Origin of the sequence: Haliscomenobacter sp. (genome assembly GCF_041740695.1) — a bacterium.
Classification (GTDB): domain Bacteria; phylum Bacteroidota; class Bacteroidia; order Chitinophagales; family Saprospiraceae; genus Haliscomenobacter.
Genome location: NZ_JBGSLK010000137.1, coordinates 21,609 through 35,580, shown reverse-complemented (window position 1 = coordinate 35,580; position 13,972 = coordinate 21,609). Strand labels below are relative to the sequence as shown.

Annotated in this window: 16 protein-coding genes; 7 read left to right on the top strand and 9 right to left on the bottom strand. The window is 46.8% G+C overall.

Features of this window, described 5'->3' with window-relative positions:
• The first annotated feature begins 169 nt into the window (after positions 1-169).
• Complete coding sequence (locus tag ACEW9O_RS28045) at positions 170-610, top strand: hypothetical protein (RefSeq protein WP_373553548.1); 441 nt, start codon at positions 170-172, stop codon at positions 608-610.
• 103 nt (positions 611-713) lie between these two features.
• Positions 714-1,151 (top strand): hypothetical protein, encoded by a 438-nt coding sequence (locus ACEW9O_RS28040; protein WP_373553547.1) that lies wholly within the window; start codon positions 714-716, stop codon positions 1,149-1,151.
• Positions 1,152-1,220: 69 nt separating this feature from the next.
• Here ACEW9O_RS28040 and ACEW9O_RS28035 read toward each other — a convergent pair whose 3' ends face one another.
• From ACEW9O_RS28035 to ACEW9O_RS28015, 5 genes are all read right to left on the bottom strand, one after another.
• On the bottom strand, positions 1,221-2,054 hold the full coding sequence (locus ACEW9O_RS28035; protein WP_373553546.1) for a zinc-dependent peptidase: 834 nt from the start codon (positions 2,052-2,054) through the stop codon (positions 1,221-1,223).
• A 10-nt stretch (positions 2,055-2,064) separates the two neighbouring features.
• Positions 2,065-2,988, bottom strand: coding sequence for a hypothetical protein (locus ACEW9O_RS28030; RefSeq protein WP_373553545.1), 924 nt, complete (start codon positions 2,986-2,988; stop codon positions 2,065-2,067).
• 110 nt (positions 2,989-3,098) lie between these two features.
• Positions 3,099-3,845, bottom strand: coding sequence for a ribonuclease III (gene rnc / locus ACEW9O_RS28025; protein ID WP_373553544.1), 747 nt, complete (start codon positions 3,843-3,845; stop codon positions 3,099-3,101).
• 254 nt (positions 3,846-4,099) lie between these two features.
• The gene (gene fabF / locus ACEW9O_RS28020; RefSeq protein WP_373553559.1) at positions 4,100-5,359 is read right to left on the bottom strand and encodes a beta-ketoacyl-ACP synthase II; all 1,260 of its coding nucleotides are present in this window, start codon (positions 5,357-5,359) and stop codon (positions 4,100-4,102) included.
• Between the two features lie 84 nt (positions 5,360-5,443).
• Positions 5,444-5,680 carry an acyl carrier protein gene (locus ACEW9O_RS28015; protein ID WP_320030642.1) on the bottom strand — a complete coding sequence of 79 codons (237 nt, stop codon included), beginning with the start codon at positions 5,678-5,680 and terminating at the stop codon, positions 5,444-5,446.
• A gap of 272 nt (positions 5,681-5,952) precedes the next feature.
• Between ACEW9O_RS28015 and ACEW9O_RS28010 the strand changes: the two genes are divergently transcribed.
• Genes ACEW9O_RS28010 through ACEW9O_RS27995 form a run of 4 tightly spaced genes read left to right on the top strand, consistent with a single transcriptional unit; the run spans position 5,953 to position 8,249 of the window.
• Positions 5,953-6,702, top strand: coding sequence for a hypothetical protein (locus ACEW9O_RS28010; RefSeq protein ID WP_373553543.1), 750 nt, complete (start codon positions 5,953-5,955; stop codon positions 6,700-6,702).
• Positions 6,703-6,744: 42 nt separating this feature from the next.
• The gene (gene lptB, locus ACEW9O_RS28005) at positions 6,745-7,491 is read left to right on the top strand and encodes an LPS export ABC transporter ATP-binding protein (protein ID WP_373553542.1); all 747 of its coding nucleotides are present in this window, start codon (positions 6,745-6,747) and stop codon (positions 7,489-7,491) included.
• Positions 7,492-7,536: 45 nt separating this feature from the next.
• Complete coding sequence (locus ACEW9O_RS28000) at positions 7,537-7,812, top strand: hypothetical protein (RefSeq protein ID WP_373553541.1); 276 nt, start codon at positions 7,537-7,539, stop codon at positions 7,810-7,812.
• Positions 7,809-8,249, top strand: a complete 441-nt coding sequence (locus ACEW9O_RS27995) for a hypothetical protein (protein ID WP_373553540.1) — start codon at positions 7,809-7,811, stop codon at positions 8,247-8,249. The genes ACEW9O_RS28000 and ACEW9O_RS27995 overlap by 4 nt, the downstream gene beginning before the upstream one ends.
• Positions 8,250-8,284: 35 nt before the next feature.
• On the opposite strand, the gene ACEW9O_RS27990 is transcribed toward ACEW9O_RS27995, so the two are convergent.
• Complete coding sequence (locus tag ACEW9O_RS27990) at positions 8,285-8,890, bottom strand: Uma2 family endonuclease (RefSeq protein ID WP_373553539.1); 606 nt, start codon at positions 8,888-8,890, stop codon at positions 8,285-8,287.
• 154 nt (positions 8,891-9,044) lie between these two features.
• On the opposite strand from ACEW9O_RS27990, the gene nadA reads away from it, so the two are divergent.
• Positions 9,045-10,055 (top strand): quinolinate synthase NadA, encoded by a 1,011-nt coding sequence (nadA, locus tag ACEW9O_RS27985; protein ID WP_373553538.1) that lies wholly within the window; start codon positions 9,045-9,047, stop codon positions 10,053-10,055.
• A gap of 114 nt (positions 10,056-10,169) precedes the next feature.
• Here the strand turns inward: nadA and rocD are convergent, their stop codons facing one another.
• The 3 genes from rocD to ACEW9O_RS27970 form a co-directional block, all read right to left on the bottom strand.
• Positions 10,170-11,405, bottom strand: coding sequence for an ornithine--oxo-acid transaminase (gene rocD, locus ACEW9O_RS27980; protein ID WP_373553537.1), 1,236 nt, complete (start codon positions 11,403-11,405; stop codon positions 10,170-10,172).
• Between the two features lie 185 nt (positions 11,406-11,590).
• Complete coding sequence (locus tag ACEW9O_RS27975; protein ID WP_373553536.1) at positions 11,591-13,381, bottom strand: SulP family inorganic anion transporter; 1,791 nt, start codon at positions 13,379-13,381, stop codon at positions 11,591-11,593.
• Positions 13,382-13,601: 220 nt separating this feature from the next.
• Positions 13,602-13,937 (bottom strand): rhodanese-like domain-containing protein, encoded by a 336-nt coding sequence (locus ACEW9O_RS27970; protein ID WP_373553535.1) that lies wholly within the window; start codon positions 13,935-13,937, stop codon positions 13,602-13,604.
• Between the last annotated feature and the right edge of the window lie 35 nt (positions 13,938-13,972).

Sequence of the window (13,972 nt, the reverse complement as noted above, 5' to 3'; positions counted from 1 at the left end):
GCCATAAAATGGGAAGTGAAGCGGAATGTTTCACTTCCTATTTTTTTTACTATTCCCGGAAAAGAAATGTTAATTTTTATTTATTTAACATTGTAAATTTGGAATAGCTTACAAATATTAATATCCTTGAATTTTATTTATAACAATTATTCCCACAAATCATCATCCCATGAATAACCTCTTCAAAGCTGGCCTGAGCCTTAGCTTTTTCCTATTGGCTAGCACCTGTTTTTTTGCCCAGGCAAAACGTTGGCACGTCGATTCCACGGCCATTTCCAGTAGCAATCCAGACGGCAGCACCTGGCAACGCGCTTTCCCCGATCTTCAACAAGCCCTACAAGTTGCCAAAGCTGGCGACAGCATCTGGGTGGCTAAAGGCACTTATTACCCTACCGCTGGCCTGGATCAAAATGTATCCTTTAAAGTTCCCAACGGCATAATTTTGATGGGAGGTTTTAAAGGGCTGGAAAACCGCCTGGAGCAGAGAGATTGGCAGGCTAATCCTTCCGTTTTATCCGGAAACATTGGGAATAAAACCAGCGATACCGACATTGCCTATCATGTAATGGAGCTCATCAACGTAGACTCTAGTAGCCTGATTGTTCGTTGATTAACATGGTCAATGGAGGCAGAAGTAAACTTTTTTTCAAATAGATCAATGCATTTTTGAAGGCAATGGCACCAATGGTCGGCCACGCAACCCCGACTTAGGCATGATCAATATCTTTAACAACGCCGATATTGCTGGAGGTGTAACTGGCACTATTAGCAACTGCGTATTTGTAAAAAACGACCGCCCCCTCACCATTCATCACGATAACCTGGGGCCGACCAGGATTTCTATTCTGAACTCCACTTTTGTAGGCAATACATTGGGCAGCATCACCAAGCGCGACACCCGCCCTTCGCGGCAAGCGGAGGTATACCTGCAAAACAATATTTTTTACGAGGAGGCCACAGCGCTCTCCTCCATCTTGCAAAGCCCCATGCGGCCCAATCTGGCTGGTTTCCGCTTCAACCACTGCCTCTTCAGCGCTCCCGCCTGCAACGCCTCTGGCGACACCCTCAACTGTGGAGTAGGCAACATCTTTGGGCAATATCCCAACTTTGTAGACAGTAGTTCAATAGTCGAGCGTAGACTAAAAGCTTAGGAAGGCAACTGTTTCCTTTTTGGAGATGGTTGCGTTTCTTTTTGATAGACACTGAAGAGATACCTTAAGCTAAACCCGCTTCGCCTCCAACTGAAAAATTCCCTCCAACTGCCCATACACCTCCGGCAATACCGCCTTAAACTGCTGCGGAAAATGGAAATAATGTACAACTGTAACTGGCAACAATTCCACATCGGGCCGATTGATCCATTGTTGGATGGCCTGGGCTGGAAAACCACTGATTTGTGGAAATGCCAACCAGCGCTGGGCATCATCAACAGGCCAATTCAGTTGCGGAAAACTGAGCACAAAGGCCCGTACCCACTCGTGTAGGGCCACATCGTAATACTCACGGGGATTCATAAAGCCCTTCATCAGGTGGGGGGCTGAAAAAAGCAAAACCCCATCCTCCTCAAACAACTCCGAGGCGTGAATATAATGGGGATATTGAGGAGAATGAAAAGCCTGGGCAAACACCACCACCGTTTCAAACTTGGGCAACAAATAGTCTGGCAAATGAAAGCTAAGTGGCACCGCGCTGGCTGCAACGGCCACTTTTAAATCTTCACTTACGGCAGTATCTTCTTCCGGGCTTTTAAAATCCGTGGCAATTTTGAATAAAGCAACCCGCCGGTGGAACAACTGACGGTCTTCTTCACTTTGAAGCTGCTGATAAAAAAAACTGTGCTGCTCAAAAAAAGCCCGTAGTTTATCCGGCAGCGTTGGAGGATTGCGTTGGTACCAAAACCAGTCGATTTGGGGTGAAAAAATATAAATGATTGCCAAAACCACAACGCAAGGCACGACATACATCGCATAGGCAGGGTCTTTGGCCAAGGCGAGGTAAAAAGCCAAGGCCATTCCGATAACAAAAGGCAAGGCAAGGATTCGACTGAACGGCATAATGTATGGTTTAAAGCTTGGTCACCGCAGATGACTGGATCAATGATAGTGGGTTTAGTACCTGCCCATCCCATTCCGCAAAAAAAGCAATCGGTTGTCCGCCGCTCAAGGCCAGCAGTTTCCAGTTTTTTTCCTCCTGATTGCTCAGCGGAAGAAAGTGGTGCTGCTGATCGATGGCGTAAAAGCGCTGCTCCTGCAAGATAACGCCAAAATCACTCAGGATAAATGGACTGAGGGATAAAAAAGGATTTTGACTCAAGGCTTCCGCATAGTTTTGGGCCAAATCGGCCACGCTACTAAAGCCGCTTAGCTCCGCGAAAGGTTCGGTTGAGAACCCAAACTCGCCCACCACCGCCCGCAGGGGATTGATGCCTGGGAAAAAATACAAGTCCGCTTCAAAAGCCGCGCCGATGATCCATTCTTGTTCGAAGGGAGCATCTCGAAAGGCAAAATCCAGTACCAGGGCAGGTTTTTGTAGCTTTTCGGCCCAAAACCAGGTCCGCCGCCAACGCAGATCTTCCTCTATGCCAAAATTTTGCCCCAAAACCAACCACCGATCGTGTACTGGCGTTTGTTGGAGCAAATCTACCTTCCGAATGGTTCGCCCACCGTACAGCAAGAGTTCCTCCTGCATGGTTGGAGGCAAGGTTTCCAACTTTTCAAAAGCTTGAGCGAAGAGGTAAAAATCGGCGAGTTCGTGGAAAAACAAATCTGGCCATTGTGGCGCGTTGCGGCGCTCGCGCAGTAGGCGGATGCGGCGGGAAATGGCACCGAGTTTGGCATCGGTCATGCGGGCAGCGATGCTGTCCCAGGTGGATTGGGGTTGACTTTGGAGGTGCCCAAATCCCTGGCGTACCGCATCCAATACCCAAAGTTGGAGCTCTTTGGCTCCGAGGGACATGGCTTCGATGCGTTTATCCAGGGGTGATTTCATGGGTAAGAGTTGAGGGAAGTTGAGAAGGTTTAGGCTACTGCAGCGTTTTTGACAAAAGACATTGTCTAAGTCGCTGCGGCAGCCTAAACCTTCTCAACCCCATGCACCATTCAATCTTCATCCTCTTCCTCAATCAGGATGCCCAACGCGAGCATGGCTTTTTCCGAAGCCATTTGTTCGGCACTTTTTTTGTTGAAATCGTCGGCAACGGCGACCCGTTTGTTGTTGATCATGACGGCCACTTTGAAGCGATCGCGTTTTTCAAATTTATAACGGGCGAGGAGTTTGTAGGTTACACTTTTGCCACTTTTTTGGCACCATTCCAGGAGTTGGCTCTTGTAGTTGTCGTCGAGGCGCTCCAGTTCGTGGATGTTCACGTACCTGCGCAGCATGTGGTTGATCACAAAGGTTTTGGTTGGGCCGTATCCCCGGTCGAGGTAGACTGCACCTACCAGTGCCTCCACGGCATTGCCAAGCATTGAGCGACTCAAACGAGTGGTGTTGTATTCCGCGAGCAAAAGCTCCAGTTCCATTTTGTCACCAATGCGGTTGAGCGATTTGCGCTTCACCAGTTTGGAGCGCATTTTGGTGAGAAAACCTTCGTTGCTGTCTGGATATTTTTTGAAGAGGTATTCGGCCACGATCGTACCCAAAACCGCGTCGCCGAGGTATTCCAAGCGCTCGTTGTTTTGCATCGGGAACGTTTTGTCGCCCGAATTGCTGGTCGATTTATGCGAAAAGGCCAACTTAAAAATACCCAAATTCGCTGGCGTGTAACCCAACAGTGGCTTGAGTTTACGGGCGAATTCTTTATCCGAAGACAGGTAATAGTTATAAAATTTGAATAAAAGACGCAAGGCCGTTTAGTTATGAGTGTAAACAATGCCGCCCTGCAAAAAACGGGGCTGAACGCCACTTTTTGCAGGGTGATGACTATGAATAAGTACAGAAACGGCCTGTAAGTATTGAATGAAAAAGAAAGAAACTACAAAAAGTGAAAAACGGAATCGAAACTCAGCTATTTTATCAAGTACAAAATGGCTGAGTTTGAGCGCATATCGCTGGGGCATGAGTAGTTTTTATTCTTTTCACCCAACAAAATATTACAGTCCTATTCTGTGAACTGCTTGAATATCAAAGATGAATTATGGCCACCAAAGCCAAAAGTATTGCTAAGTACCGCCCGCACTTTGCGTTCCTGAGCCTGGTTAAAGGTCAGATTCAGGCGGCTGTCGATTTCAGGATCGTCGGTAAAATGGTTGATTGTTGGTGGAATAAATTGACCACGCAGGGCCATAATTCCAGCGATGGCCTCAATGGCCCCGGCAGCACCCAACAAGTGGCCGGTCATGGATTTGGTCGAACTGATGTTGAGCCGATACGCGTGTTCGCCAAACACGCCCTGGATGGCCTTGGTTTCAGCAAGGTCGCCCAATGGGGTAGAAGTACCGTGTACGTTGACATAATCAATTTCATCGGCATTCATTTTTGCGTCGGCCAGCGCCATGCGCATCACGTTTTGTGCGCCCAAACCATCGGGATGGGGTGCAGTAATGTGATAGGCATCGGCAGTTGCGCCTGCGCCTACAATCTCCGCGTATATTTTTGCGCCACGTTTTTTAGCGTGCTCGTATTCTTCAAGGATCAATGCACCTCCACCTTCTCCGAGTACAAAGCCATCGCGGTCTTTGTCGAAGGGGCGAGAAGCCGTTTTGTAGTCGTCGTTGCGGGTCGACAATGCTTTCATGGCGTTGAAACCACCAATTCCTGCTTTGGTTACCGCCGCTTCTGATCCACCCGTTACAATCAAGTCATTACGGCCCAGACGAATGTAGTCAAAAGCGTTCATGATGGCATGAGTGGCTGATGCACAAGCCGATACGGTAGCGTAATTGATGCCCCGAAAACCGTATTTGATAGAAATATGCCCCGCCGCAATGTCCGCAATCATTTTAGGAATCATGAAAGGATTGTAGCGTGGAGTACCGTTGCCGGAATTAAAAGTCTCAATTTCCTCCTCCAAAGAACGCAAGCCACCAATGCCCGAACCCCAAATGACCCCCACGCGGTCGCGATCCAACTGCTCCAATTGGGCAGCCAAACCAGAATCCTGCATGGCTTCTTCGGCGGTAACGAGGGCGAACTGGGTAAAGCGGTCGAGGCGGCGCACCTCTTTTTTGTCAATCGCAACTTCGGGATTGAAGTTTTTGACTTCACAAGCGAAATGAGTTTTGAACTCCGTTGGATCAAACAAGGTGATCCGATCGGCACCACTCACTCCGTTCTGTAAACCTTCCCGGTAAGCCAGCAAGGTATTGCCAATAGGGGTAGCTGCGCCCAAACCGGTTACAACAACTCTTCTCATATACAGTATTGATTAGCAGAAACAAGAGTATGCTTATGAAAAAATCCACAGGATAAAATTAACCTGTGGATTTTTTCCCGAACCCGAATGTTACTTCGCGTTGGCCTCTAGGTAGGTAATTGCATCACCCACCGTTTTAATGTTTTCCGCTTCTGCGTCCGGGATGGAGATATCGAATTGTTTCTCGAATTCCATGATCAGCTCAACGGTGTCCAGAGAGTCCGCACCCAAATCGGTTGTGAAGCTCGCTTCAGGGGTAACTTCTGAATCCGTAATTCCCAGCTTCTCAACGATGATTTTGGTTACTTTTTCTGCAATGCTTGACATGTTAGAAAGCTTTATTGATTTAAAAATGCACCCGCAAAGTAACGTAGAACTATATTGATAAACAAAGTTTTTCAGGTAATTTTTTAAATACCTGCCCTACGCATTGCGGCTAATGCCTGAGTTCAAAAGCTTGATTTTGTTGAATTCAACCGAACTCTTGCACAATCCAAGCCAATTCCTCACCTTTGTTGAGCGATAAGCTTAGGGTTTAAAGTTCGAATTCTTTCAAGCTTTGCACCTTTGGACTGCATCACCTTCTTAAAGTAACAGCTATGCGCTCCTTATTCATTACTATGTTTTTTTGTGGCTCAGTTAGCATTATGATGGCCCAAGGCTCGGCATTTGGCATCAAAGGTGGCGTCACTGCCAGCCGACAACGTTGGGACAATAATTTTGATCGTGACATGCTGCTGCGCTACCACGGCATTGTTTTTATCGAGTCGCTGGCTGAAGATACCCGGTTTTCCTTGTTTGCCCAAGCGGGTTACCACATCAAAGGGAGCGCCATTCGCACCCCTCGCAGTGCAGTAACGGGTTCTGGTGGCACTATTTTTACGGTTCCTGCGCAACAAATATCCTTTGAATACCGTAATGCTTCATTGACAGTGGGGGCCAAACAACACCTGGATCTGGATTTGGGTGATAAAAAGTTGTACTATCTCTTTGGGCTGCGGGGTGAATACACCATCAATACCCTACTCGGGCCACGAATCCCCAATGAGTACGATATTTATGCGATCTATTACCCGATTCCTGAGTTTGTGCGCAAAATCAATTACGGCATCACCGTCGGTGGCGGGCTTCATATTCCTTTTGACGATTTGGTCGGCGTGTTGATTGAATTTACGGTCAATCCTGACTTCTCCTATCAGTACGATCAGCCACCACTGGAGAACATCATCAACCCCAACCCCTGGGCGCCCCGGGGCAACATCAGCTTACCCCAACGCAGAAGTACCAACCTGGCTTTTGAGCTTTCCTTTGGTTTTCGCTTTTTGCGCAAGGTAATCTATGTTGACTAAACACAAATCACCCTCTTGAGGGGTCTATGAACCAAAAGCATTATGATTCTTCGCAGCGATAACCTCATTAAAGTATACGGTCGACGCCATGTAGTCAAAGGTGTTTCGATCAATGTCAATCAGGGTGAAATTGTAGGTCTGCTGGGGCCAAATGGCGCTGGCAAAACCACAACTTTCTACATGGTGGTTGGGTTTATCCAGCCCAATGAAGGCAAGGTGTACCTCAACGACGAGGAGATCACCAACTTGCCCATGTACAAACGGGCCCAAAAAGGGATTGGTTATTTGCCCCAGGAACCATCGGTTTTCCGCAAACTTACGGTCGAAGACAATGTCAAAGCCGTATTGGAAATGACAAAGCTTTCCAAAGCTGAGCAAAAAGACAAGCTGGAGATATTGATCGACGAGTTCAACCTGCACAAGGTCCGCAAAAGCCGGGGGGATACCCTTTCGGGTGGTGAGCGCCGCCGGACTGAAATAGCCCGGGCCTTGGCTACCGACCCTACTTTTATTCTCCTCGACGAGCCTTTTGCGGGGATTGACCCCATTGCGGTGGAAGACATCCAATACATTGTGGCCAAACTCAAAACCAAAAACATCGGCATCCTGATCACCGATCACAATGTACAGGAAACCCTCTCGATTACCGATCGGGCCTACCTGATGTTTGAGGGCAACATCCTCAAGGACGGTACCGCCGAGGAGTTGGCCGCCGATGAAATGGTGCGCAAGGTCTATCTTGGGCAGAACTTTGAATTGCGGCGGAAGGTGATCGATTTGTCCAGATGAGGTGTTTATAGGTTATATCGGTTTATTTACGGATATTTTGAAATCATGAATAAAAAAGGCTTAGTGCCAGTTTTTGTTTTTTTGCTGTTGAGCATTTGGGCTTTTTCCTGTGGGGAAAAACCGCCCCTGAGATTGACGACCACCCAACGGGATCAGGTGGATACCTTGTACCTACGCGCCATCAACCAGGGTGGTTTATCGGCTGAAATGGATAGTCTATGTTCCGGTACACAGGCCGCAAAAATCCAGCATCTGGTGGATTCGATGCTGCAAGTGCGTCGGAAGGAAGAGGAGGATTTGAGAAAAAGGTATTCAAGATGAAAAGGAGCTCAGCTATAGACTTACTTACAAAACGCTACACCAGTAAACTCTTCCTTTTACTGTGTTTAACGCTCTTTCTCCCCGCCTGCCTTTCCAATAAAGATTACAGCGAAGAAGAAATGCAGGTCTTGATGGATCAAGAATTGCAGCGCAAAATCAACGCTTACCGCAGCGCCAAAATTGAAGCCTGTCAGGAAGAAGCCTTCCGACAGGCTACCAAAATTGTTGATTCGCTGGTCATCGCTGAAGCGTATTTTGAGCGGGATACTTTGACCCGCCCTCCGAAACCCATCAAGCCAGATGAAAAAGCCCCGGAAATCAAAGGGCCAGATACCATTCAGTTGAAGCCCTTGTTTGAGGGCAAGCGGAAGAAAGTGAAGGTGGATACACTGCGGAAAAAGGTGAAAATAGATACCACTTCGCGGAAGAAGAATTGATAAGTGGTGGATTACATTGCTTCCGCTTTAGTTATTTATAGTTCTACATTCTTGTAAATCAAGGCTAAAGGTAAATGTACATCAATAGATTTGAAATAAACGGAATTACTTACACCTGTAAACTCCTGTTCTTCCCAAATATGTGGCTCGCTACGAAACAGGGTTAAAATTTCTGCGCTGTTTTGTTGAATAATGACGTACTCCTTGAAGGATTCCAGGGTACGGTATTTCATAAATTTATCTTTGCGGTCATAATCTTCGGTGGAAGGAGAGAGTACTTCAATGACTAACACGGGATTCATGATGGCCTGAGATACATTTTCAGCCATAACTGGTGTTTGAGTAACCACAATGGCATCAGGGTACAGGTATACATTTAGTTTCGGAAGATAAACCTTTTGATCGCTGCCAAACAATTCCAAGCCTTCTTTTTTATCTAACTCATTGCCTAAGTACTGTACAATGTTTTTTGAAATACGGTTGTGATTGACACTTCCTCCCGCCATACGAACAATTTGACCATTGTAAAATTCATGACGCTCCCCACTGCTGCGCTCTATCTCTAGATATTCAGCAACACTATAAGTTCCAATCAACAAATCGGAATGAGTAGAATGATATTGCAAACTTGTGGCAGTCATGCTTTTATTTTATGTAGTCAAGATATAAACTAATCCCGAAAAAAGCAATTTTTGTCTACTTAGTTTCATTTCTAAAATAAGTCTAAAACTTTTTTCGTTACCTTTGCGTTAGAATAACATCTAAACACTACAAAATCCTTTTCAATTCGCGATTATGGACGCCATTGCAGTTGCCCAACAAAATCTGACCAAAAAAGGCTACCTCGACCTGGAGGTAGACCCTACCCTTGATCTTTTTGAGGAAATCAACCGCCTCAAGAAGGAGAAAAATGCCATCATCCTGGCCCACTACTACCAGGAGTCCGACATTCAGGACATTGCCGATTACATTGGTGACAGCCTGGGGCTTTCACGGGAGGCCGCCAATACGGATGCCGACATCATTGTATTTGCTGGTGTACACTTCATGGCAGAAACAGCCAAAATGCTTTCGCCCCAAAAAAAGGTGTTGTTGCCCGACCTCAAAGCGGGATGCTCTTTGGCTGACTCGGCTCCAGCGCCCTTGTTTAAGAAATTTTTGGAAAAATACCCCGACCACGTGGTGGTGAGCTACGTGAACTGTTCGGCTGAACTCAAAACGCTGACTGACATTTGCTGTACATCCACCAATGCAGTCGATATCATCAACAGCATCCCGAAGGATCAAAAAATCGTTTTTGCGCCTGACAAAAACCTGGGCGCTTACCTCATCAAAAAGACGGGCCGCGATATGGTGCTCTGGAACGGTGCCTGTATGGTACACGAAATTTTTTCGAACGAAAAAATCACCAAACTGATGCTCCGCCACCCCCATGCGGAATTCATTGCGCACCCGGAGTGTGAAGAGCACATCCTCGCTAAAGCACACTACATCGGCTCTACCACGGGCCTACTGAAATACACCCAGAAAAGCACAGCCAAAGAATTCATCGTGGCTACCGAAGCGGGTATCCTGCACCAAATGCAAAAAGCGTCGCCCGATAAAGTATTCATCCCGGCACCGCCCGAAAACAATTGCGCCTGCAACGAATGCCCGTACATGCGCCTGAATACTTTGGAGAAATTGTATCTGTGCATGAAACATGAAACCCCAGAAATTCTATTGCCAGATTGGGTGATCGAACAAGGACGGGTGTGCATCGATCGGATGCTGGATATTTCGAAGAAGGCGGGGCATATTCATTAATACTCAGGTGCCTCTTCGGTGTCTTAAGTTTCTTAGGTGGTGAAAAATAAAAAGCCTTGCGAAGCAAGGTATTCATTTCACCACCTAAGAAACCCCAGGCACTGAAGACACACCTTAGAAGCTTAACAGCGTTTCCCGGATAATCCCCACACAATCCCACAACTGCTCCTCAGTGATCACCAACGGCGGTGCCAATCGAATTTTGTTGCCATGTGTAGGCTTAGCCAGCAAACCCTTGTCCCGGAATTGCAAACAAATCTTCCAGGCCAAATCCGAATCTTCATCCGTATTGATCACTATCGCATTCAGCAAACCCTGACCGCGTACCAGGGTGAGCAAGTCGGTTTCTTTTCGTAACTCATTCAGCGCGCCCCGAAACATTTCCCCCATTCTCTGAGCATTTTCCGCCAGTTTTTCATCCAATACCACTTGTAGTGCTTCGCGGGCAACCGCACAAGCCAGCGGGTTGCCGCCATAGGTGGAGCCATGCTCACCTGGGCGGATACACAACATAATTTCATCGTTGGCCAATACCGCCGACACTGGCAATACTCCACCCGAAAGCGCTTTGCCCAGAATCAAAATATCTGGCTTGATGCCATAGTGATCCAGTGCCAACATTTTCCCGGTGCGCGCGATTCCAGTCTGGATCTCGTCGCCGATGAACAAGACCTGTTTTTCCTTACACATGCGAAATGCCGCAGATAAGTAGCCTGGCTCAGGAACGACCACACCAGCTTCTCCCTGAATTGGTTCTATCAACAAACCCGCTACATGGGGATCTTCCAAAGCAGCTTCCAAAGCCGCCAGGTTGTTGTACTCCACCATTTCCCAGCCGGGCATGTAGGGGCCAAAACCTCCACGGCTGGAAGGATCGGTCGAGCCGGAAATCACCGAAAGAGTCCGCCCGTGGAAATTGCCGGTAGCGAAGAGGATTTTGGCCTGATTGGCTGGCACCCCTTTTACTTCGTACGCCCATTTGCGACAGAGTTTGAGTGCAGTTTCGACGGCCTCTACACCCGTGTTCATGGGTAGGACTTTATCGTAGCCAAACAATTGGGTAATGTATTCTTCGTAAGGCCCCAGCTCCGAATTGTAAAAAGCACGCGAAATCAGGGTAAGTTTTTGGGCTTGGTTGGTCAATGCCTCAATAATTCTTGGATGACAATGGCCCTGATTGACCGCCGAATATGCCGAGAGGAAGTCGTAATACTGCTTGCCTTCGATATCCCACACGTGTACACCCCGGCCCCGTTCGATGACGGCCTCCAGTGGGTGATAATTGTGTGCGCCATATTGTTCTTCCTTGGCAATGAGGAATTCACTGCGGGTTGCGGTCAGGGTTGCCATAGCTGAAATACTTTGTGGATTAAGAGGATTGTGTCTAAAATTGTCAACAAAGTTAAGGTGTTGACTTTTTTTGAATTTAATTTACGTCAAATTGACTAATATTTCCATTTTTTAAGTTAAAAAAACTTTATCTGCTTTTGCAAAATCTTGTTATTGGATGATTTGACATGGAAATTATTTGGTATTCATTTCGTCGTTTCTATTTTGACCAATTCCGTTTGTTGTTCCGCTGCCTCAGCCTTGAGCCTACATTCCCGAAATACACGCCGTTCACAGTTCCGGCAAGCCTCATCGGGGATCAAGGTATAGATGTATTCAATGGCATCTTTTTTGGCGATAAAAAAATGATTTTCGCCAATTAAAGCCTTAAATCCACTGTGGATCAACACATCCTGCGCCACCACTTTGAGGTTGGACAAATACAAACCACCCTCTCTAGCCTTCCAACGTTCTGCTTCTTCGTACAACCAAAGTGCACCAGATAACCCAATAAAATTGACACCTTCGCACAAGATCAGGCAATACTTATGTTTGCCTTCGCGCACCTGATCAAAAAAGTCGGAAATATGATCTACTGCGCCGTAAAAAATGGAACCATCCAAACGAACGATTTTAATTTGGGAACATTCACGAAGTTCCGGCTTGCGTTTGATATAAGTAAGGCTGTTGTCGGGCTTGCTTGGATCTGGGGCCATAGTGGCAATATGTGGTTTGGATACTTGATACAAATAAAAAGCCAGCGAAACAATGATCCCCAAAAAAATAGCATATTCCAGCGAGAACAAAAGTGTAGCTGTAAAGGTGATTACAAAAACACTCGCCTCCAGACTGCTGGCGCGAAAAATGCGCTTGATTTCCTTGAGGTCAATCAAATTGATCGATACCAACACGATGATACCTCCCATGCCAGCAATGGGCAAATAACTCGCCAATGGAGCAATAAAGAGCAAGATGACCAGTAAAATCAAAGAAGCAAATACACCGGAAAGTGGGGTGCGGGCTCCTACCTGGTAGTTGACCCCCGAGCGGGTAAAAGACCCGGAACTGGCATAAGCTGAAAAAAAACTGCCCACAATATTCGACAAACCCTGCCCCACAAACTCTCGGTTGCTGTCAATCCGTTGCCCGGATTGGCTCCCGATGTTTTTTCCGATCGCAATGGCCGAAATGAGGCCAATCATGGCCACCGCAAAGGCACTCGGGAAAAGGGTTGAAAATTCTGATACCGAAAAGCTGGGCCAGCTCAAAGGAGGTAAGGCATGATCGATGTGGGCAACAAAATGAATCCCTATTTCCTCTCCCCCAAATGCCACTGCACACAAGCTGCCCATGACCAAACCGCCAATTAAATTGGGTGATTTAGGCTTCCACAATTTGAGCGCCACAGCGCTGCAAAAACCAATTACGGCCACCGAAAAAACCTGAAAATTGAACTCATGGATTTTTTCAAAAAAAACGTAAACAACCTGAAAGGCATTTAAGCCGCTGGCAATCGTTACCCCTGAAATATTTTTCAACTGGCTAATCATGATCAATAGTGCCGCCCCCGTTGAAAAAGCAGTGATGACTGTGCTGGAGACAAAATTGACAAAAATGCCCAAACGGGCCAGGCCAAAGCCCAACTGAATCAAACCCACAAAGAGGGTGATCGAAAAACTAAGGGTCACGTACTCATTGGATCCTGGTACTGCCAGTTGACTCAAGGCCGCAAAAACAACCAGCGAATTGGCCGTCGTCGGCCCCGATACCATGTGTAGGGAAGAACCAAAAAGCCCGGCAATAATCGGCGGAATAATGGCCGTGTATAAACCATAAACCGGGGGCAAACCAGCGATCATCGCAAAAGCCAAACCCTGCGGTAGTACAATAATGGAACCCGTTAAACCCGCCAAAAAATCGGCTCTCAGGGTCCGGCGGTTGACCTGTTTGAACCAGCTTGGGTAAGGATTGATCGTGTTCCAGTATGACTTTGCCATTATTCGGTGTAAAGTTGCGCCCGTGAGTTGTAATGCCCATAGAACCTTGTCCACAAAGTAACCAATTTTGGCATTGAAGCGCACCTTCAAGCTTAGCTAATTTTTTTGGCTTGACCGACAAGGAATCAAACCTTGCCTGTCAAGATTTGATTCCAATACAAGCAAGGGAGATATTTTATCGAAAGAAAGATTAACCAAGAAATCATTGTAGCTCTTGGGTTTACATGCTTACTACTCCACCAGAAAGGTTGTACAACTTGGTAAAACCTCGTCCAGCCATGATGTTGCACGCCTGCCCACTCCGGTTGCCGCTGCGGCAGTACAAGAGGTAGGTTTTGTCTTTGTCCAGCTTATCGATCTGATTGGTGAAATCTTTGGAAAAAAAGTCGATGTTTTTGGCACCAGGCAGCTTGCCTCCATTAAACTCAGCGGGTGTACGTACATCGATAACGAAGGCATCCGGGGTATCTTCAGCAATTTTTAAAAACTCAGTAGCTTTGATGTTTTGGTATTTGCTGCTTGCAGTAGTACCAAAAAGAGATTGAAAAAAACTCATTGTGTCCAATTTTTGATGGTGTTCAATTGATGGGA